The sequence below is a fragment of the Nocardioides aestuarii genome, assembly GCF_039527245.1.
Classification (GTDB): Bacteria; Actinomycetota; Actinomycetes; order Propionibacteriales; family Nocardioidaceae; genus Nocardioides; species Nocardioides aestuarii.
On sequence record NZ_BAAAJT010000002.1, the window covers coordinates 3,347,548 to 3,365,582 of the forward strand.

General features: G+C 71.6%; 14 protein-coding genes and 1 tRNA gene. 12 read left to right on the forward strand and 3 right to left on the reverse strand.

Going from position 1 to position 18,035, the window contains the following annotated elements; all coding sequences use genetic code 11:
* Nucleotides 1-45: 45 nt before the first annotated feature.
* Complete coding sequence (locus ABD091_RS16825; RefSeq protein WP_343920567.1) at nt 46-3,525, reverse strand: M36 family metallopeptidase; 3,480 nt, start codon at nt 3,523-3,525, stop codon at nt 46-48.
* Nucleotides 3,526-3,605: 80 nt separating this feature from the next.
* Here ABD091_RS16825 and glgP point away from each other — a divergent pair, with 80 nt between their 5' ends.
* Nucleotides 3,606-6,188, forward strand: a complete 2,583-nt coding sequence (gene glgP / locus ABD091_RS16830; protein WP_343920569.1) for an alpha-glucan family phosphorylase — start codon at nt 3,606-3,608, stop codon at nt 6,186-6,188.
* Between the two features lie 101 nt (nt 6,189-6,289).
* On the opposite strand, the gene glgX is transcribed toward glgP, so the two are convergent.
* The gene (glgX, locus tag ABD091_RS16835; protein ID WP_343920571.1) at nt 6,290-8,434 is read right to left on the reverse strand and encodes a glycogen debranching protein GlgX; all 2,145 of its coding nucleotides are present in this window, start codon (nt 8,432-8,434) and stop codon (nt 6,290-6,292) included.
* A 43-nt stretch (nt 8,435-8,477) separates the two neighbouring features.
* Between glgX and ABD091_RS16840 the strand changes: the two genes are divergently transcribed.
* From ABD091_RS16840 to ABD091_RS16855, 4 genes are all read left to right on the forward strand, one after another.
* Nucleotides 8,478-9,257 (forward strand): enoyl-CoA hydratase/isomerase family protein, encoded by a 780-nt coding sequence (locus ABD091_RS16840; protein WP_343920573.1) that lies wholly within the window; start codon nt 8,478-8,480, stop codon nt 9,255-9,257.
* 20 nt (nt 9,258-9,277) lie between these two features.
* Entirely contained in the window at nt 9,278-9,625 is a 348-nt protein-coding gene (locus ABD091_RS16845; RefSeq protein ID WP_343920575.1) for a hypothetical protein, read from the forward strand.
* 135 nt (nt 9,626-9,760) lie between these two features.
* On the forward strand, nt 9,761-10,537 hold the full coding sequence (locus tag ABD091_RS16850; RefSeq protein WP_343920577.1) for an electron transfer flavoprotein subunit beta/FixA family protein: 777 nt from the start codon (nt 9,761-9,763) through the stop codon (nt 10,535-10,537).
* Between the two features lie 24 nt (nt 10,538-10,561).
* The gene (locus ABD091_RS16855) at nt 10,562-11,515 is read left to right on the forward strand and encodes an electron transfer flavoprotein subunit alpha/FixB family protein (protein WP_343920579.1); all 954 of its coding nucleotides are present in this window, start codon (nt 10,562-10,564) and stop codon (nt 11,513-11,515) included.
* A 69-nt stretch (nt 11,516-11,584) separates the two neighbouring features.
* On the opposite strand, the gene ABD091_RS16860 is transcribed toward ABD091_RS16855, so the two are convergent.
* The gene (locus ABD091_RS16860; RefSeq protein ID WP_343920581.1) at nt 11,585-13,114 is read right to left on the reverse strand and encodes a lysyl oxidase family protein; all 1,530 of its coding nucleotides are present in this window, start codon (nt 13,112-13,114) and stop codon (nt 11,585-11,587) included.
* Nucleotides 13,115-13,211: 97 nt separating this feature from the next.
* Here ABD091_RS16860 and ABD091_RS16865 point away from each other — a divergent pair, with 97 nt between their 5' ends.
* The 7 genes from ABD091_RS16865 (at nt 13,212) to ABD091_RS16895 (ending at nt 18,015) form a co-directional block, all read left to right on the forward strand.
* On the forward strand, nt 13,212-14,456 hold the full coding sequence (locus ABD091_RS16865) for a glutamate-5-semialdehyde dehydrogenase (protein ID WP_343920583.1): 1,245 nt from the start codon (nt 13,212-13,214) through the stop codon (nt 14,454-14,456).
* Between the two features lie 30 nt (nt 14,457-14,486).
* Entirely contained in the window at nt 14,487-14,645 is a 159-nt protein-coding gene (locus tag ABD091_RS16870; RefSeq protein ID WP_343920585.1) for a hypothetical protein, read from the forward strand.
* 25 nt (nt 14,646-14,670) lie between these two features.
* Complete coding sequence (gene nadD / locus ABD091_RS16875) at nt 14,671-15,315, forward strand: nicotinate-nucleotide adenylyltransferase (protein WP_343920966.1); 645 nt, start codon at nt 14,671-14,673, stop codon at nt 15,313-15,315.
* Nucleotides 15,312-15,695: a ribosome silencing factor gene (rsfS, locus tag ABD091_RS16880; RefSeq protein ID WP_343920587.1), complete on the forward strand. Its 384-nt coding sequence runs from the start codon at nt 15,312-15,314 to the stop codon at nt 15,693-15,695. Before nadD ends, rsfS begins: the two co-directional genes overlap by 4 nt.
* Nucleotides 15,688-16,332 carry a histidine phosphatase family protein gene (locus ABD091_RS16885; protein WP_343920589.1) on the forward strand — a complete coding sequence of 215 codons (645 nt, stop codon included), beginning with the start codon at nt 15,688-15,690 and terminating at the stop codon, nt 16,330-16,332. Before rsfS ends, ABD091_RS16885 begins: the two co-directional genes overlap by 8 nt.
* A 31-nt stretch (nt 16,333-16,363) precedes the next feature.
* Nucleotides 16,364-16,436 (forward strand) — tRNA-Ala (locus tag ABD091_RS16890).
* 193 nt (nt 16,437-16,629) lie between these two features.
* The gene (locus ABD091_RS16895) at nt 16,630-18,015 is read left to right on the forward strand and encodes an FAD-binding oxidoreductase (protein WP_343920591.1); all 1,386 of its coding nucleotides are present in this window, start codon (nt 16,630-16,632) and stop codon (nt 18,013-18,015) included.
* The last annotated feature ends 20 nt before the right edge of the window (nt 18,016-18,035 follow it).

An 18,035-nucleotide genomic window follows, 5' to 3' on the forward strand; every position in this document is an offset into this window, starting at 1 on the left:
GGACGCAAGGCGGGGTCCCCTCCGGGTGAGGACCCCGCCCTCCCGTCAGTAGACGGCCAGCTCGGCCGCGTGGACGATCGACCCGCGGTCGGACCCCTCCTTGCAGTCGGTCACGTTGAGGGGGTCGGCGTCCTGCTCGCCGGCATAGCCCCGGAACCCGGTGCACTGGTTCTCCAGGGCGACGAGGCGGATCGCCGCCGCCCTCACGTCGGGCACGTCGAAGGACCGCAGGGTGAGCGTCGGCGCGACCGGACGCGGCCGCAGCGACGGGAAGGCGTCGGCGGGAGAGGTGTAGAACCGCCGCCAGGTGGCCGAGTCGCTCGCGCACTCGCTCACGCACCGCTCGAGCGCGAACCGGCGCAGCGCCGTGAAGCGCGAACCGGAGTCGGGGTCCTCGGCGTCCTCGCCGGCGAGCAGCGGCACCTCGGAGCCGTCCGGCGGCGAGGGGTTGAGCATCGCGCTGACGTCGACCCGGCGGATGCGGTGGGTGCCGCCGCGGAGGTCGACCGCCACCCATGGGCTGGTCTCGTCGACGTTCGCACCGTCGGCGTTGACCCCGCCCCAGTTGGTGTCCTCGGTGCCGTCGATGAGCGCTCCGGCGTTGAGGGACCCGGCGCTGCTGCCGATCACCTCGGCGCCCGAGGCGGCAGCCGCGAGGTTGCGCGGGCGTCGTACGTCGACCGTGCGGTCGTCACCGGGCCGGACCGTGAGGGTGAACCGGCGGAACCCGTGGGACTTCGACGCGTAGAGCATCTCGTAGCGCCCGGGGGTCATCGTGGCCGTCGCTCCCTGCTTCGTGCCGGGCAGCGTGTCGGCGACCGGGTTGGAGCGTGCCTCGTAGTGGCCGACGTAGACCTTGCCGCGGCCGCTGGTGTCGAAGCGGATGCGCCCGTTGTCGGCGGTCGGGGAGGCGAAGCTCGCCGTCGGGTCGGTGTCGTCCGGCGTGGTGCGGGCGCCGCGGCCGAGCCCGGTGCGCGCGAAGGCGTCCCACAGCACCTTCCGGTTCGCGCCGTCGAAGCGCATCCGGTCGGCCGCGATCATCGCGTTGCGGGCCTCGACGAAGGACGTCGCGCCCTGCTGGAGCAGGAAGGCGTCGAACATCAGGGCCAGCCAGCGACGGTTCCCGGGGCAGAAGACGGGCCGCAGCGGGCTGGTGCGCCGCGTGCCCTGCGAGCACTTCAGCTGGCGGGCGTCGTTGGCGTACGGGTACGCCGCGTCGTACTTGCGCACGAGCGCCTGGCGCACCTCCCACTGCACGGCGTTCCAGATCTCGCCGTCCGCGTGCACCTCGGGGCCCGTCGAGTCGAAGCCGTAGTTGCTGTAGTTCAGCGGGTTCTTGTTGATCGCGTAGTCGCGGATGCCGGCCTTGGTGTTGCCGGTGGCGTAGGGGCCCACGGTCCAGGGGTTGGTGCCGTTGTCGTAGCCGTGCGCGAAGAGGTACTCGGCGCCGACCAGGTCGCCCCACGACTCGCCCATCGCCCCGCCCTGCTCGGACGTGATGCCCTCGTCGGGACCACCGATCATCCGGTTGCTGATGGCGTGGGTGTACTCGTGGCCCACGATGCTCATGTCGAGCCCGCCGTCGGCGCACGGGGAGTAGAAGGCGCCGGCGATCGGCTGGAAGAGGTACTGGTTGGTGATGCCCGGGACGCCGTCCTGGAGCGTGATCTGGTTGGCGTTGTCACGGCCGAGGTAGGACGGCTGGCCGCCCGTGAGCGCGCCGGCCTGGGCGTTGCCGACCTCGGGGTCGCCGTCCCGACCCAGGTCGGGGTTGTCGACGTTGACCTGCTGCATGTTCCAGTTCTTCTCGGTGAACCCGAGGGCGAAGCTGTAGTTGTGCATCCGGTTGTGGGCCACGAACAGGTTCGTGACCGACGGGAGGATGTCGTTGCCACCCGGGACGAGCGAGGTCGGGTCGCACCGGCTGTTGTTCCACGTGTCGGTGAACTCGTCGAGGTACTCCCGCGTCGGCGAGACCGGCGCCTGGAACGCTCCGCCCGGGGTCAGCGGGCTGCCCCAGGCCTCGTGGGTGGTCGCGTTGTTGCCGATCGTCGTCAGCGTCGGGGTGTCGGTCTCGTAGCTGTGGTCCCACGGCGCGCCGTAGGGCTGGGCGACGGAGCCGGTCTCGAGGTCGCAGTAGTCGCGCCGTACGCCGCGCCAGCAGGCGACGCGGTCGTTCGACGGGGTGTGGTCGGGCGACCAGTTCAGTGCCGGGTTGGCCGGGAACATCCGCCACGCGGGGTAGGGCACGTCGCCCACCTCGGCCCCTTCCTGGTCGGAGGTCGACACGATGCCGCCGTAGCTCGTGGGCGGCAGCCACGGCGTACCTCCGAAGGGGCAGACCTGGATCGAGTAGATGCCGGCCGGCAGCGGCTGCGGGGGAGCGTAGGTGAGCACCTCCGGGCTGGTGAGGAGGTCGGCCGAGGTCAGCACCACGCCCTCGGGGTCGAGGAGCTTGATCTCGGCGTCGTTGCCGAGGTTGACCGCCGACACGACGGCGGTGACCTGCCGGGTCTCGTCGTCGGTGAGCTCGAAGGGGTGCTGCTCACCGCAGTCCGTGCCGTCGAGCGACCCCTGGAACGCCTCGGTCGCCTGGGACTGCTCGACCTGGTTCTGCCGGTGGAGCACGTCGCCGGTGACGGCGTCGACCATGGAGGTGTAGGCGAAGGCGACGCCTTGGTCGACGTCGACGACGTTGGCCTCGAAGACCGGTCGGACCGAGCCGTCGGCCAGCGCCAGCGCGCGGAGCCGGACCTGCTGCTCCTGGGCGAACCCGGGGACGTCGAGGCGGGTCCACGGCACGGTGGCGGCCGCGCCGTCGATCGCCCGCGTGGCCCGGTCCGTGGCGACGTCGATCCGTCCCGCGTCGAGGCCGGTGCGCCCGACGTCGCGGGCGGCCGCGAGCCAGCCCTGGAGGGGCGAGAGGACGGCGTCGGCCGGGCTCGCGCCGGTCGGCGCGATCGAGGAGGACGCGTAGGCGATCTCCCCGTGGGCCACGCCGACGGTCACCATGCTGCCCAGCGCAGGTGAGAGGGAGCCGAAGCGCTGCCGCAGCAGCACCGCGTGGCCGTCGCTCTGCGCCATCTGCTGGTCGCCGACGAGCTCGAGGTCGTCGACCTGCTCGTCGGTCAGACCGAAGACCGCGGCGTTGTCGCGCACCCAGTCACGGGCGGCCACGACCGGGTCGGCGGACGACGCCGGCGCCAGGACGCCGTCGGCGGGGAGGATGGAGGCCGGGGTGCCGAAGCGGTTCCAGGCGAGGTCGACGGCGCCGAGCGAGCGTGCTGCCTCGCGCTGGGCGGCCGTCGGGCCGGCCTCGCCGCGCACGTCGAGGTCGGCGAGGCCAGGGACGGCGTCGCCCCAGGTCGTGACGGCGTCGCCGACCGGGCCGGAGGGCGCCGGCGGGGCGCTGGAGGCGAGGGCCGGGAGCTGGGTCAGGCCGGGGAGGAGCGCCGCGACCAGGAGGGTGGTCCCGGTGATGGCGAGGGTGGCCCGGCGGGACCCGGGAGGTGCGCTGGCAGTCATGGCACCCCTAACGGAGCGATCGGTCATCGGTTATCGCCGTTCGGCTTGGATCGTTCACATTTCGGCGCTACCGTGCCGCCGTGCGTGCGATCCGACGTTTCACCGTCCGTCCCGTCCTGCCCGAGCCGCTGGCCGCGCTCGGGACCCTCGCGGGCAACCTCCGCTGGTCCTGGCACCCGCCGACCCAGGACGTGTTCGAGGCCGTCGACCCGGACCTCTGGGAAGCGACCGGGCACGACCCGGTGCGCCTGCTGGGTGCCGTCGACTCCGCGCGCCTCGACGAGCTAGCGGCCGACGGTGCCTTCCTCGACATGCTCGGGGCGGCCTCGGACGACCTGCAGGCCTACCTCACCGGGGAGCAGTGGTACCAGCGCTCCGGCGACGCCGACCTGCCCCGGGCGGTCGCCTACTTCTCGCCGGAGTACGGCATCACCGCAGTGCTTCCCCAGTACTCCGGCGGCCTCGGCATCCTCGCCGGTGACCACCTGAAGGCCGCCTCCGACCTCGGCGTCCCGATCGTGGGCGTCGGCCTGCTCTACAAGCAGGGCTACTTCAAGCAGTCGCTCTCGCGCGAGGGCTGGCAGCAGGAGACCTACCCCGTCCTCGACCCCGACGAGCTGCCGCTGTCGCTCCTCCACGAGCCGGACGGCTCCCGCGCGCTGGTCCGGATCTCGGTCGCCGGTGGCGCCGAGATGGTCGCGCGGATCTGGGTCGCGAGCGTCGGCCGGGTGCCGCTGCTGCTGCTCGACACCGACGTCGAGGAGAACCCCGACCACCTCCGCGAGGTGACCGACCGGCTCTACGGCGGCACCAGCGAGCACCGGCTGCGCCAGGAGCTGCTGCTCGGCGTCGGTGGCGTCCGGGCGCTCCGGGTCTACAGCCGGATCACCGGGGCCCCGGAGCCCGAGGTCTTCCACACCAACGAGGGCCACGCCGGTTTCCTCGGCCTCGAGCGGATCCGCGAGCTGTCGGTCGCCGAGGGCGGTCCCGGCCTCGACTTCGACACCGCGCTGGAGGTCAGCCGCGGCTCGACGGTCTTCACCACCCACACCCCGGTGCCGGCCGGCATCGACCGCTTCGGGCGCGACCTGGTCGAGCAGTACTTCGGCGGCGCCTCGCCGGTGCCCGGCGTACCCGTCGAGCGGATCCTCGCCCTCGGTGCCGAGGACTACGAGGGTGGCGACCCGTCGGTCTTCAACATGGCGGTCATGGGCTTCCGCCTCGCCCAGCGCGCCAACGGCGTCTCCCAGCTCCACGGCCACGTGTCGCGCGAGATGTTCAACGGCCTCTGGCCCGCCTTCGACGAGGCCGAGGTCCCGATCACGTCGATCACCAACGGCGTGCACGCCCCGACCTGGGTCGGCCGCGAGGTCGTCGAGCTGGCCGAGGAGCACGGTGCCGACATGGACGCCGCGTCGCGCGACTCCTTCTGGGCCGCGGTCGACAAGATCGAGGGCACCGAGGTCTGGGCGACCAAGCGCGTGCTGCGCGAGAAGCTGATCAAGGACGCGCGCAAGAGGCTGACGAAGTCCTGGACCAAGCGCGGCGCGGCCCCGGCCGAGCTCTCGTGGATCGACTCCGCCCTCGACCCCGACGTGCTCACGATCGGCTTCGCGCGCCGCGTCCCGTCCTACAAGCGGCTCACGCTGATGCTGTCGGACCCCGAGCGCCTCAAGCGGCTGCTGCTCCACCCCGAGCGACCGATCCAGCTGGTCATCGCCGGCAAGTCCCATCCCGCCGACGACGGCGGCAAGCGGCTGATCCAGCAGCTCGTGCAGTTCGCCGACGACCCGGAGGTGCGTCACCGGATCGTCTTCCTGCCCAACTACGACATCGCGATGGCGCAGCCGCTCTACCCCGGCTGCGACGTCTGGCTCAACAACCCGCTGCGCCCCTACGAGGCCTGTGGCACCTCCGGCATGAAGGCAGCGCTCAACGGTGGCCTCAACCTGTCGATCCTCGACGGCTGGTGGGACGAGTGGTACGACGGCAGCAACGGCTGGGCGATCCCGTCGGCTGACGGCATCGACGACCCGGACCGCCGTGACGACATCGAGGCGGGTGCGCTCTACGACCTGATCGAGAACGAGGTCGCGCCGCGCTTCTACGACGTGGGCGCCGACGGCGTGCCGCAGCGCTGGCTGGAGATGGTGCGCCACACGCTGAAGTCGCTCGGTCCCAAGGTGCTCGCCACCCGGATGGTCCGCGACTACGTGCGCAAGCTCTACACGCCGGCCGCCGTCACCGGTCGCCGCCTCAACTCCGACTACAGCGGTGCCGCCGAGCTGTCGGTGTGGAAGCAGCGGGTCCGGGGCGCGTGGGACGGCGTGCGCGTCGAGCACGTCGAGAGCAGCGGCGTCGGCGACGCGCCGGAGATCGGCAGCGTGCTGTCGGTGCGGGCCTTCGTCTCGCTCGGCGACCTGTCGCCCGAGGACGTCGACGTCCAGCTGGTCCACGGCGTCATCGACGCCGAGGACACGCTCGTGGCCAGCGCGACCGAGAGCCTGTCGCCGGTCGAGAGCTATGCCGGCGGACGTCACCGCTACGACGGCGACCTGACCCTGGGCCGCAGCGGCTCCTTCGGCTACACCGTCCGGGTGATCCCGAAGAACGACCTGCTGGCCTCCCCGGCCGAGCTCGGCGTCATCGCCCTCCCCGCCTGACGCCGACCGGGCACTCCCGTGCCCACAGAAGCGGCCGACCGGGCACTCCCTGACCCAGGGAGTGCCCGGTCAGTGCGTTCCAGGGGCAGAGAATCGCCCGCTCACCGGCTCTGACGGAGGACCGCGAGGGAGCGGGGGGAGAGGGTGATCGTCCCGCCGGCCTCGACGGGCGTGCCGGCCGGCAGGGCGGGGTCGGTGGCGAGCACGACCTCGCCGGTCCGCACCCACTCGTTCTCCGGGAGGGTCACCTCGACGGCGTCGGCCGAGGCGTTGCACCAGATCATGAACGACGCGTCGCGCTGCTGCTCGCCCCGGGGGCCGGGGGAGCGCAGCGGGTCGCCGGAGACGAACATGCCGAGGGCCTGGAGCGCGTCGTCGTGCCAGTCCTGCGCGGTCATCTCCTCCCCGCGCGGGTGGAACCACGCGAGGTCCTTCGGACCGCCCTCGATGGTGGGGGCGCCGGCGAAGTGGTGGCGCTGGCGCAGCGCCGGGTGCTCGCGGCGCAGCCGGAGCGCGGCCTTGACCTGGTCGTAGACGTCGAGCCAGGCGTCGTCGGGTCGCCAGTCGAGCCACGAGACGTCGTTGTCCTGGCAGTAGGCGTTGTTGTTGCCCCGCTGCGTGCGGCCCCGCTCGTCGCCCGCCGTGATCATCGGTGACCCGCTGGAGAGGCACAGCGTGATCATCATGTTGGCGGCCTGGCGGCGTCGCAGCGCCGTGATCTCCGGGTCGTCGGTCTCGCCCTCGACGCCGTGGTTCCACGACCGGTTGTCGTTGGAGCCGTCGCGGTTGTCCTCGCCGTTGGCGTCGTTGTGCTTGGCCTCGTAGGACACGACGTCGCGGATCGTGAACCCGTCGTGGGCGGTCACGAAGTTCACCGAGGCGTACGGCGAGCGCCCGTCGTCGGCGTAGAGGTCGGAGGATCCCGCCATCCGGCTCGCCAGCTCGCGGACGCCGGCCGACGCACCCCGCCAGAAGTCGCGCACCGTGTCGCGGTAGCGGTCGTTCCACTCCGTCCACGGCGGCGGGAACGACCCGACGCGGTAGCCGTCCATGGAGGCGTCCCACGGCTCGGCGATCAGCTTCACGTGACGCAGCACCGGGTCCTGGGCGATCGTGGTGAGGAACGCGCCCGCCATGTCGATGTCGTGCCCGGTCCGGGCCAGCGCCGAGGCGAGGTCGAAGCGGAAGCCGTCGACGTGCATCTCGGTCGCCCAGTAGCGCAGCGAGTCGAGGATCAGCCGCAGGGCGCCGGGGTCGGTCGAGTCGACCGTGTTGCCGCATCCGGTCACGTCCCAGTAGGCGTCGCGGGGGGTCCCGGACCGCTTGTAGAAGCCCGGGTCGTCGAGGCCGCGGAAGGAGTAGGAGGGGCCGTCCTGACCGCCCTCGGCGGTGTGGTTGTAGACGACGTCGAGGAAGACCTCGATGCCGGCCGCGTGGAAGTTCTTCACCATCTGCTTGAACTCCGCGACCTGCTGGCCACGGTCGCCGGTGGAGCAGTACGCCGCGTGCGGGGCCAGGAAGCCGATCGAGTTGTATCCCCAGTAGTTGACCAGCCCGCGGTCGGCGACGCCGGGCTCGGTGAAGAAGTGGTGGACGGGGAGCAGCTCGACCGCGGTGACCCCGAGGTCGTTGAGGTAGCGCGTGACGGTGTGGCTGCCGAGCCCGGCGTAGGTGCCGCGCAGGTGCTCGGGGACCTCGTTGTGGAGCTCGGTGTAGCCCTTGACGTGGAGCTCGTAGATGACGGTGTCGCGCCAGCGGGTGCGCAGCGCCCGGTCCTCGCCCCAGTCGAAGGTGTCGTGCACGACGACGGACCGGGGCATCGCGCCGGCGGAGTCGACGCTGCTGCGCCGCGAGGGGCGACGCGGGTCGTGGGGGAGCGGGTCGGGTCCGGGCGTGAGGTCCCCGCTGATCGCGCGGGAGTAGGGGTCGAGGAGCAGCTTCTCGGGGTTGAAGCGGCGTCCGTGGGCGGGGTCCCAGGGACCGTCGACGCGGAAGCCGTAGCGCTGCCCGACGGGGACGCCGGGGATGGCGCCGTGCCACACGCCCAGGGTGTGCTCGGTGAGCCGGTGCCGGGTCTCGGTGCCGTCGTCGTCGAACAGGCACACCCACACGGCCGTCGCCTCGGGGGAGCGGACGGCGAAGTTCGTCGCCTCCTCGGTCCACGTCGCGCCCAGCACCTGGTGGCGACCCGGCCACACCGGTGCGGTCTCGTCGTGGTCGCTCCAGCGCCAGGTGTTGAGGCTCACCCGGCCCATCCAACCCCATGGCCGTCTCACTACAGTGCGGAGCATGAGTGAATTCGTGCGCCTCGAGGTCGCCGACGGAGTCGCGACGCTGCGGCTGGACCGGCCGAAGATGAACGCCCTCGACGTCCAGGTCCAGGAGGAGATCCGGGCCGCGGCCGCGGAGGCCACGGACCGCGACGACGTCAAGGCCGTCGTGGTCTACGGCGGCGAGAAGGTCTTCGCCGCGGGCGCCGACGTCAAGGAGATGGCCGACATGTCCTACACGGACATGGTCCAGCGCTCGGGGCGCCTCCAGTCCGCGTTCACGGCGGTCGCCCGGATCCCCAAGCCCGTCGTCGCTGCCGTCACCGGCTACGCGCTGGGTGGTGGGTGCGAGCTCGCGCTCTGCGCCGACGTCCGGTTCGCGGCCGAGGACGCCGTGCTCGGCCAGCCCGAGATCCTGCTCGGCATCATCCCCGGGGCCGGCGGCACGCAGCGGCTGACCCGGCTGGTCGGGCCGAGCACCGCGAAGGACCTGATCTTCACCGGCCGGTTCGTCAAGGCGGACGAGGCGCTGCGGATCGGCCTCGTCGACCGCGTGGTCGCACCAGAGCAGGTCTACGACGAGGCGCTCGCCTGGGCGCGCCAGTTCACCGGCGCGGCGTCGTACGCCGTCCGCGCTGCGAAGGAGTCGATCGACCGCGGGCTCGAGGTCGACCTCGAGACCGGCCTCGAGATCGAGCGCCAGCAGTTCGCGGCCCTCTTCGCCACCGACGACCGCGCGATCGGCATGCGCTCGTTCGTGGAGAACGGCCCGGGCAAGGCCGAGTTCACCGGTCGCTGAGAGGTCGTAGGATCCGCGCCATGGCGCAGAAGACCGAGGAGAAGTCCGTCACCGGGGGTGCGGGCGGCGTGGCCGCGGCACGGTTGCGGGTGGCCCAGCTGCTCTGGCTCGTGTTCGTCGTGTGCGCCTTGTTCCTCGCCGTCGGTGCCCTGCTGATCGCGCTCGGCGCCAACGAGGACAACCCGCTGGTGGCCTTCGTGGTCCGGGGCGCGGACGCGGTCGACCTCGGCGTCTTCTCGCGCCGCAACGGCATCTTCGAGTTCGGCGGCGAGAGCGCCGAGGTCCGCAACGCCCTGGTCAACTGGGGTATCGGTGCCGTGGCCTACCTCGTCGTCGGCCGCATCGTCGACCGGATCGTCCGCCCCTGACCCGTCGGTGCCGACGTGTGAGCGATCCCACCGCCGCCGCCGGTACCCGCACAAGTTTCCCGCTGGTAACTTCGACCGCATCCCGAGAGCACAGGAGGGGCCGACCCGGCCATCACCATGAACATCGTTGTCTGTGTGAAGTACGTGCCCGACGCGACAGCGGACCGGCACTTCGAGTCCGACAAGACGGTCGACCGTGACGGAGTGGACGGGCTGCTGTCCGAGCTCGACGAGTACGCCGTCGAGCAGGCGCTCCAGATCAAGGAGAAGGCCGAGTCCCCCGAGGACGTGACCGTGACCGCGCTCTGCGTGGGTCCCGAGAAGGGCATCGACGCGGTCCGCAAGGCGCTGCAGATGGGTGCCGACGCCGGCGTCCACGTGACGGACGAGGCGATTGCCGGCTCCGACGCGGTGGCCACGAGCCTGGTGCTCGCCAAGGCTGTCGAGAGGATCGGGAACGCCGACCTGGTCATGTGCGGCATGGCGTCGACCGACGGTGCGATGAGCGTCGTCCCGGCGATGCTGGCCGAGCGCCTCGACCTGCCCCAGGTGACCTTCGCGTCCGTGATCGAGACCCAGGGCGACCAGGTCCGGGTGAAGCGTGACGGCGACACCGCGACCGAGGTCATCGGCGCGACCATGCCGCTGGTGGTCTCGGTGACCGACCAGTCCGGCGAGGCCCGCTACCCCTCCTTCAAGGGGATCATGGCGGCGAAGAAGAAGCCGGTGGAGACCTACGCGCTGTCCGACCTCGGTGTCGAGGCCGGCGAGGTGGGCCTCTCGGTCGCCTGGAGCGAGGTGCAGGACACCACCGAGCGTCCCCCGCGCAGCCAGGGCGAGGTCGTCACCGACGAGGACGGGTCCGGCGCCGGCGCGCTGACCGACTTCCTCGCGTCCAAGAAGTTCATCTGAGCCGGCTGACGAGGAGATAGGGACATGTCTGAAGTTCTGGTTCTGATCGACCACGCCGACGGCGAGGTCAAGAAGCCGACCTACGAGCTGCTCACGATCGCCAAGCGCCTCGGTGAGCCCTCCGCGGTCTTCATCGGCTCCGGCGACCACGGGGCGGGCGTTGCGGAGAAGGTCAAGAAGTACGGCGCCGAGAAGGTCTACGTCGTCGACGACGCCCAGATCAAGGGCTACCTCGTCGCGCCGAAGGCCGAGGCCCTCCAGCAGCTGGTCGAGAAGACCTCGCCGGCGGCGGTGCTGATCCCCTCGACGATCGAGGGCAAGGAGGTCGCGGGCCGGCTCGCGATCAAGATCGGCTCCGGCCTGATCACCGACGCCGTGGACGTGGACGGCGAGGGTGTGACCACCCAGTCGGTCTTCGCGGGCAGCTACACCGTGACCGCGAAGGTCACCACGGGTACGCCGGTCATCACCGTGAAGCCCAACTCCGCGACGCCGGAGGAGGCCGAGGGTGCGGCCGCGGTCGAGGAGTTCGCGGCGACCGTGTCGGAGTCGGCGAAGAAGGCCCAGATCGTGGCCTCCCAGCCGCGGAAGTCCTCGGGTCGTCCCGAGCTGACCGAGGCCGCGATCGTGGTCGCCGGTGGCCGCGGCACCGGGGGAGACTTCGAGCCGGTCGAGAAGCTGGCCGACAGCCTCGGTGCCGCCGTGGGCGCCTCGCGTGCCGCGGTCGACTCCGGCTGGATCGCCCACTCCTTCCAGATCGGCCAGACCGGCAAGACCGTGTCGCCGCAGCTCTACGTCGCGGCCGGCATCTCCGGTGCGATCCAGCACCGCGCCGGCATGCAGACCTCGAAGACCATCGTCGCGGTCAACAAGGACGAGGAGGCGCCGATCTTCGAGCTCGTCGACTTCGGTGTCGTCGGCGACCTCAAGACCGTGCTGCCTGCCGCCGCGGACAAGGTCACCGAGCGCAAGGGCTGACACCCGCTCGACCAGCGACCGGCCCCCGTCACCGTGAGGTGACGGGGGCCGGCTGCGTCTCGGCGGGGGTCAGCCCGCGTTGCGCATGCTGCGGTAGTAGCCCCAGTCCTCCTGGATGACGCCGACCTGCTCGGCGGTCACCTTGCGGATCCCGCGCTTGTTGGTCGACAGCGTGATCTTGCGGAGGCTCTGGTTGTTCTCGGTGTCGAGCTCCTGGAGGCGGCCGAACGGGTTCGCCTCGACCGAGATCCAGTAGTCACCGTCGGGCAGGTTGCCCACGCGGAACGCCTGGCCGGTGCGGTACTGGTAGTAGGTGTCGCCGGAGCCCGCGCTCAGCACCTCGCGGAGGTAGGTCGCGCCGCGGCCGCCGCAGTCGCTGGAGAGGTCGGTGTTCTCCGGCCGCCAGTCGGCGTGCTCGATCGTGTAGTCGATCGCGTCGGTGTTGGCCAGGCAGAACGAGACCTTGGACGAGCGGACGGCCTCGGTCATGTCCTCGTTGAGCAGCGTGTAGGCCGCGAAGTCCTCGTAGTGCCAGTGGTTGTGGTTGCCCTCGTGGAAGGTGAACTCACCGACGAGGTCGTGGCCGGTGATCTCGCCGTTGCCGTCGAAGTAGTACTGGTAGGCGTCGAGGTGCTCCTCCCCCTCGTGCTTGGCGCGGGCGGCGGCCGTGTCGGGCTCGAAGCCCTCGACCACCAGCGGACCGTTGCCGCCGTTCCACACGTTGGCGCCGAAGCGGACCGCGGTGCCCTTGCGGTTCATCCCGATGCCGAACGCCGGCAGCGCCTCGAGGTCGGGAGCGAACTCGTTGGCGAGCGCTCCGGCCGACTCCTGGGCCGGAGCCCCCGGGTTCTCCTCCAGCTGCTGTCCGGACGCCGTGTCGGGGGCGGTCCGCTGAGCGGGTCGCCAGCCGTCACGGCCCTTGCGCACCCGGACGGCGGTCACGGACGTGGCGTCCTCGGCGGAGATGCCGAAGAACTCCTGCCACGCCGGTGCGATGGTCGCCTTGACCCGGTAGTCGCCGGGCTTCATCTTGCTCGCGTAGTAGCCGTAGTCGCCGAGTGCGGAGACGGCGAAGCCCTTGGCGATGCCCATGACCGAGCCCTGGGTGTAGGGGTTGTAGGGGCAGTTCCAGGGGTAGTCGTTGCCCGAGGCGTGGTCGGGCGCGACGGCGCGGGAGCTCCACGAGTTGAAGCAGCCGGTCATGCCGTCCTGCGTGGAGACCGGGCGCTTGCGGCCCACCTTGCGGACCACGACCTTCAGGAAGCCGTCGAGACCCTGCCACGACGACATCGTGGTGCCCTCGCCCTCGATCGGCACGTCGCCGCCGGCCGACTTCCACACGGCGACGATCGGGTCGTCATAGCTGGCGCGGTTGGCCCGGATCTCGAAGTCCTGGTTCTGGGCGGCCATCTCGAGGCCGAAGTCGGAGTAGACGTAGCCGTCGTGGCTGCGCACGGTGATCGAGTCGGGGGCCATGAGCCGGATCGGCGATTCGGTAGGTGCTGCCGTCGCACTGGGCGACGTGGTGAGCGCGCCGGCGGCGAGGGCCGCGACCGCGAGGCCGACGGCTGCCGTGCGGCGGTGGTGCTGAGCTGGCATGGTGCCTTCTTCCGGGCAAGGGAGGACGCCCGTGTGTCCCCCATCACGTACATGGACGCACAGCATCGCCCCGAGGTTGCCCCTCTAGGCTGTTTTCGTGGCAGAAACCTTCCGGCGCGTCGCCGAACGTGCGCGCGCGGCCTCCCGCACGCTCGCCCTCGCCACCCGTGCGGAGAAGGACGCGGCCCTGATCGCGATGGCCGACGACCTGGTGGCGGCCACCGAGCCGGTGCTCGCCGCCAACGCCGACGACCTCCGGCGCGCCGAGGCCGGCGGTACGCCGCCGAACATCCTCGACCGGCTCCGGCTCACCCCCGAGCGGGTCGAGGCGATGGCGCAGGGCCTGCGCGACGTCGCGGGCCTGCCCGACCCGGTCGGCGAGGTCGTCCGGGGCAGCGTGCTGGCCAACGGGCTCGAGCTGCGCCAGGTCCGGGTGCCGTTCGGGGTCGTCGGGATGGTCTACGAGGCCCGCCCCAACGTGACCGCCGACGCGGCCGGCATCTGCCTCAAGTCCGGCAACGCGGTGCTGCTGCGGGGGTCGTCGAGCGCACGCTCCTCCAACGCGGCGGTCGTGGAGGTGCTGCGCGCCGGTGCCGAGCGGTCCGGGCTGCCGGCGGACGTGGTCCAGCTCGTGCCCGGCCACTCCCACGACAGCGTCAAGGAGCTGATGCGGGCGCGGGGCCTGGTCGACGTGCTGATCCCGCGCGGGGGAGCGGGCCTGATCCGGTCGGTCGTCGAGGAGTCGACGGTCCCCGTCATCGAGACCGGGGTCGGCAACTGCCACGTCTACGTCGACGCGGCCGCCGACCTCGACCAGGCCCTCGCGATCGTCCTCAACGCCAAGACCCACCGCACCAGCGTCTGCAACGCCGCCGAGTCCCTGCTGGTCCACGCCGACGTGGCCGAGACCTTCCTGCCGCGCGTCGTGGCGGCGCTGCAGGAGGCGGGCGTGACCGTCCACGGCGACGCCGCCTTCGCGGCGTACGAGGGGGTCGTCCCGGCCACGGAGGACGACTGGGACGTCGAATACCTCTCGCTCGACATCTCCGCCGCCGTCGTCCCGGACCTCGACGCCGCGATCGAGCACGTCCACCGCCACTCCAGCGGCCACACCGAGGCGATCCTGACCCGCGACCAGGCTGCCGCCCGACGTTTCGTCGCCGCCGTCGACTCGGCGGCCGTGCTCGTCAACGCCTCGACCCGGTTCACCGACGGGGGTGAGTTCGGCTTCGGCGCCGAGATCGGCATCAGCACCCAGAAGCTCCACGCGCGGGGCCCGATGGGCCTGCCGGAGATGACCTCGACGAAGTACGTCGTGACCGGCGACGGCCACGTGCGCTGACCGCGGAGTCGGCCCGATAGCATGAGCGTCATGTCGAGCATCGTCACCGCCGTGACCCTGGCCGCCGAAGAGTCCGCCCACGAGGTCAGCCACGCCCTGAGCTGGGCGATCGGTGGCGGCGTCCTGGTCCTCCTGCTCGCGCTCATCGGTGCGCTGGTCGCCTTCGGCGGCGGCCGCGAGCACAGCTGAGCCCCGCCCGCGACGAGGTCGAGCGCTGAACGGTCCTGCTGCCCAGGCCACCCCGATCCGCCGGGTCGGGGTCATGGGTGGCACGTTCGACCCGATCCACCACGGCCACCTCGTCGCCGCGAGCGAGGTGCAGGCCTGGTTCGACCTCGACGAGGTCGTCTTCGTCCCCACGGGGGACCCCTGGCAGAAGTCCGACCGGGTGGTCTCGCCCGCCGAGGACCGCTACCTGATGACGGTCATCGCGACGGCCGCCAACCCGCGGTTCCGGGTCTCGCGCGTCGACATCGACCGGGACGGGCGGACCTACACGATCGACACGCTCCGTGACCTGCGAGCCGAGCTCCCCGACGCAGAGCTCTACTTCATCACCGGCGCGGACGCGCTCGCGGACATCTTCACGTGGCGCGACGCCGACCACCTCTTCGACCTGGCCCACTTCGTCGGATGCACGCGTCCCGGCTACGACATGACACCCTCGATGCTGGGTGACATCCCGCACGACCGCGTCACGCTGGTCGAGATCCCCGCGCTGGCGATCTCCTCCACCGACTGCCGCGAGCGGGCCCGCAAGGGTGAGCCCGTCTGGTACCTCGTACCCGATGGTGTCGTGCAGTACGTCGCCAAGCACCACCTCTACGTCCAGAACCCAGATCCGACCGGAGCAGCATGACCGCCACCGACCGAGCCGTCGAGCTCGTGACCGCCGCCGCCCGCGCGGCGTCCGACAAGCTCGCCACCGACATCCTGGCCTTCGACGTCAGCGACCAGCTGGCCATCACCGACGCCTTCGTCATCGCCTCGGGAGGCAGCGACCGCCAGGTGAAGGCGATCGTCGACGAGGTCGAGGACAAGCTGCGCGAGATCGGCGCCAAGCCGGTCCGCCGTGAGGGGGAGCGCGACGGCCGCTGGGTGCTGATCGACTACGGCGAGATCGTCGTGCACGTCCAGCACGAGGAGGAGCGCCAGTTCTACGCCCTCGAGCGGCTCTGGCGCGACTGCCCGACGATCGACCTGCCGGCCGACGTGACCGCCGGTCCCGCCGGTGCCTGACGCACGCCGCCTGGTCCTGCTGCGCCACGGCCGCACGGCCTGGAACGCGATCGGCCGGGGGCAGGGGCACGCCGACGTCGGGCTCGACGAGGTGGGTCAGGCCCAGGCGAGGCTCGCCGGGCCGTGGGTCGCCGCGACCTTCGCGCCGTCGGTGCTGTGGACCAGCGACCTGGCTCGCGCCCGCGAGACGGCGGCCCACGTCGAGGAGGCGACCGGTCTCACCGCCCGGGTCGACCCGCGGCTGCGGGAGTACGACCTCGGGGAGCGGACCGGCCTGACGATGGCCGAGTTCGCCGAGCGCTTCCCGGCCGAGCACGACGCCTGGAACCGCGGCGAGTACGGCGCCGTGCCGGGCGCGGAGTCGACCGCGGACGTCCACGACCGGATCGTGCCCGCCGCGCGCGAGCTGCTCGAGGCCACCGCCCCCGGCGGGACGGGCGTCGCGGTGACCCACGGCGCGAGCCTCCGGGTGGCCGTGGCGACGCTCCTCGGGTGGCCCGAGGACGTCGTCCGAGGCCTGCGCGGCATGACCAACTGTGCCGTCGCCGTGCTGGTCACCGACGGTTCCGACCGACCGCTCCGGCTGGACGCCTGGAACGCGACCCCCGATTTCGCGTCGTCACCGGCGATGTACTAACGTTCACCGGGTTGTCGCAGGGCAACCATCCGGGGCTGTGGCGCAGCTGGTAGCGCATCTGCATGGCATGCAGAGGGTCAGGGGTTCGAGTCCCCTCAGCTCCACCGGCACCGAAGGCCTCGCTCGCCAGAGCGGGGCCTTCGTCGTTCGTGCCGGCGCCCTTGCCGTGCAGGACGGGCAGGTCTAACGTCAAGGACGTCCTTGCACCACCACCGCAGACCGCCGATCGACGGGCGGGGCAGGCGCGCTCGGGACCGCTCGGCACCGACCAGCCGGTGGCGAGACGAGGAGCGCACGATGCCTGCCACTGCCACTGCCACTGCCGAGCTGGGTGAGTCCCTGCGGGGGACGGTCACCGGTCCGGGGGACGCCGACTACGACGACGCACGCCGCGTCTACAACGCCATGATCGACCGCCGCCCGGCGCTCGTCGTCCGGCCGGCCAACACCGGCGACGTGATGGCCGCGGTCCGGTTCGCCGCCGAGCACGACCTTCCGGTCGCCGTGCGCGGGGGGTCGCACAGCGTGCCCGGCTTCGGCACCGCGGACGACGCCCTCGTCGTCGACCTGTCCGCCATGCGCGGCGTCCGGGTGGACCCGGTGCGCCGGACCGCTCGGGTGGAGGGCGGAGCGACGTGGGGCGACCTCAACGCGGCGGCCTACCCGTTCGGGCTCGCCACGACCGGCGGCATCATCTCCACGACGGGCGTGGGTGGGCTGACGCTCGGCGGCGGCATCGGCTACCTGACCCGCGGGCTCGGCCTCTCCTGCGACAACCTGCTCTCGGCCGACGTGGTCACCGGCGACGGCAGCTTCCACGTCGCCAGCGAGGAGCAGGACGCCGACCTCTTCTGGGCGATCCGTGGTGGCGGCGGCAACTTCGGCGTCGTGACGTCCTTCGAGTTCCGGATGAGCCCGGTCAAGGACATCTACGGCGGACCGATGTTCTTCGAGCTCGACCGGGCCGGCGACCTGCTGCGGTTCTACCGCGACTTCATCGTCGACGCGCCGGAGAAGCTCGGCTGCTTCCCGGCCTACCAGATCGCGCCGCCGCTGCCGTTCATCCCCGAGGAGCGGCACGGCGAGCCGTTCGTCGCGCTCGTCGCCTGCTGGGCCGGCGACCCCGAGGAGGGAGCGAAGGCGCTGGAGCCGGTCCGGGACGTCGGTCCGACGGTCGCCGAGCACGTCGGGGTGATGCCCTACCCGGCGCTGAACAGCGCGTTCGACGCGCTGGTGCCGCCCGGCCTGCAGCACTACTGGAAGGCGAGCTTCGTCACCGAGCTGTCCGACGACGTGATCGCCGCGCACCTGGAGCACGGTCCTCGGGTGCCGGCGGTGAACTCCACCATGCACATCTATCCGATCAACGGCGCGGCGCACCGGGTCGGCTCCGCCGACACGGCGTTCGCCTACCGGGACGCGAGCTTCGCGACCGTGATCGCCGGGATGTGGCCGGACCCTGCCGACAACGACGCCAACACCGCCTGGGTCAAGGACTACTACGCCGCGACCGCGCCCCACTCCGAGGAAGGCGGCTACGTCAACTTCATGGCCGAGGACGACCAGTCCCGGATCCGGGCGAACTACGCGCACAACTACGACCGACTGGTCGACCTCAAGCGCCGCTACGACCCGGACAACCGCTTCCGGTTCAACCAGAACATCCGGCCCGACCAGGGGTAGCCCGACCCGCCGTCACGGTC

Bases quoted from the DNA above. Each gene is read 5' to 3' on its own strand.
- rsfS (WP_343920587.1), top strand. From the start codon at position 15,312: ATGACCGCCACCGACCGAGCCGTCGAGCTCGTGACCGCCGCCGCCCGC.
- ABD091_RS16825 (WP_343920567.1), bottom strand. From the start codon at position 3,525: ATGACTGCCAGCGCACCTCCCGGGTCCCGCCGGGCCACCCTCGCCATC.
- ABD091_RS16845 (WP_343920575.1), top strand. From the start codon at position 9,278: ATGGCGCAGAAGACCGAGGAGAAGTCCGTCACCGGGGGTGCGGGCGGC.
- ABD091_RS16860 (WP_343920581.1), bottom strand. From the start codon at position 13,114: ATGCCAGCTCAGCACCACCGCCGCACGGCAGCCGTCGGCCTCGCGGTC.
- ABD091_RS16895 (WP_343920591.1), top strand. From the start codon at position 16,630: ATGCCTGCCACTGCCACTGCCACTGCCGAGCTGGGTGAGTCCCTGCGG.
- ABD091_RS16870 (WP_343920585.1), top strand. From the start codon at position 14,487: ATGTCGAGCATCGTCACCGCCGTGACCCTGGCCGCCGAAGAGTCCGCC.
- ABD091_RS16855 (WP_343920579.1), top strand. From the start codon at position 10,562: ATGTCTGAAGTTCTGGTTCTGATCGACCACGCCGACGGCGAGGTCAAG.
- ABD091_RS16840 (WP_343920573.1), top strand. From the start codon at position 8,478: ATGAGTGAATTCGTGCGCCTCGAGGTCGCCGACGGAGTCGCGACGCTG.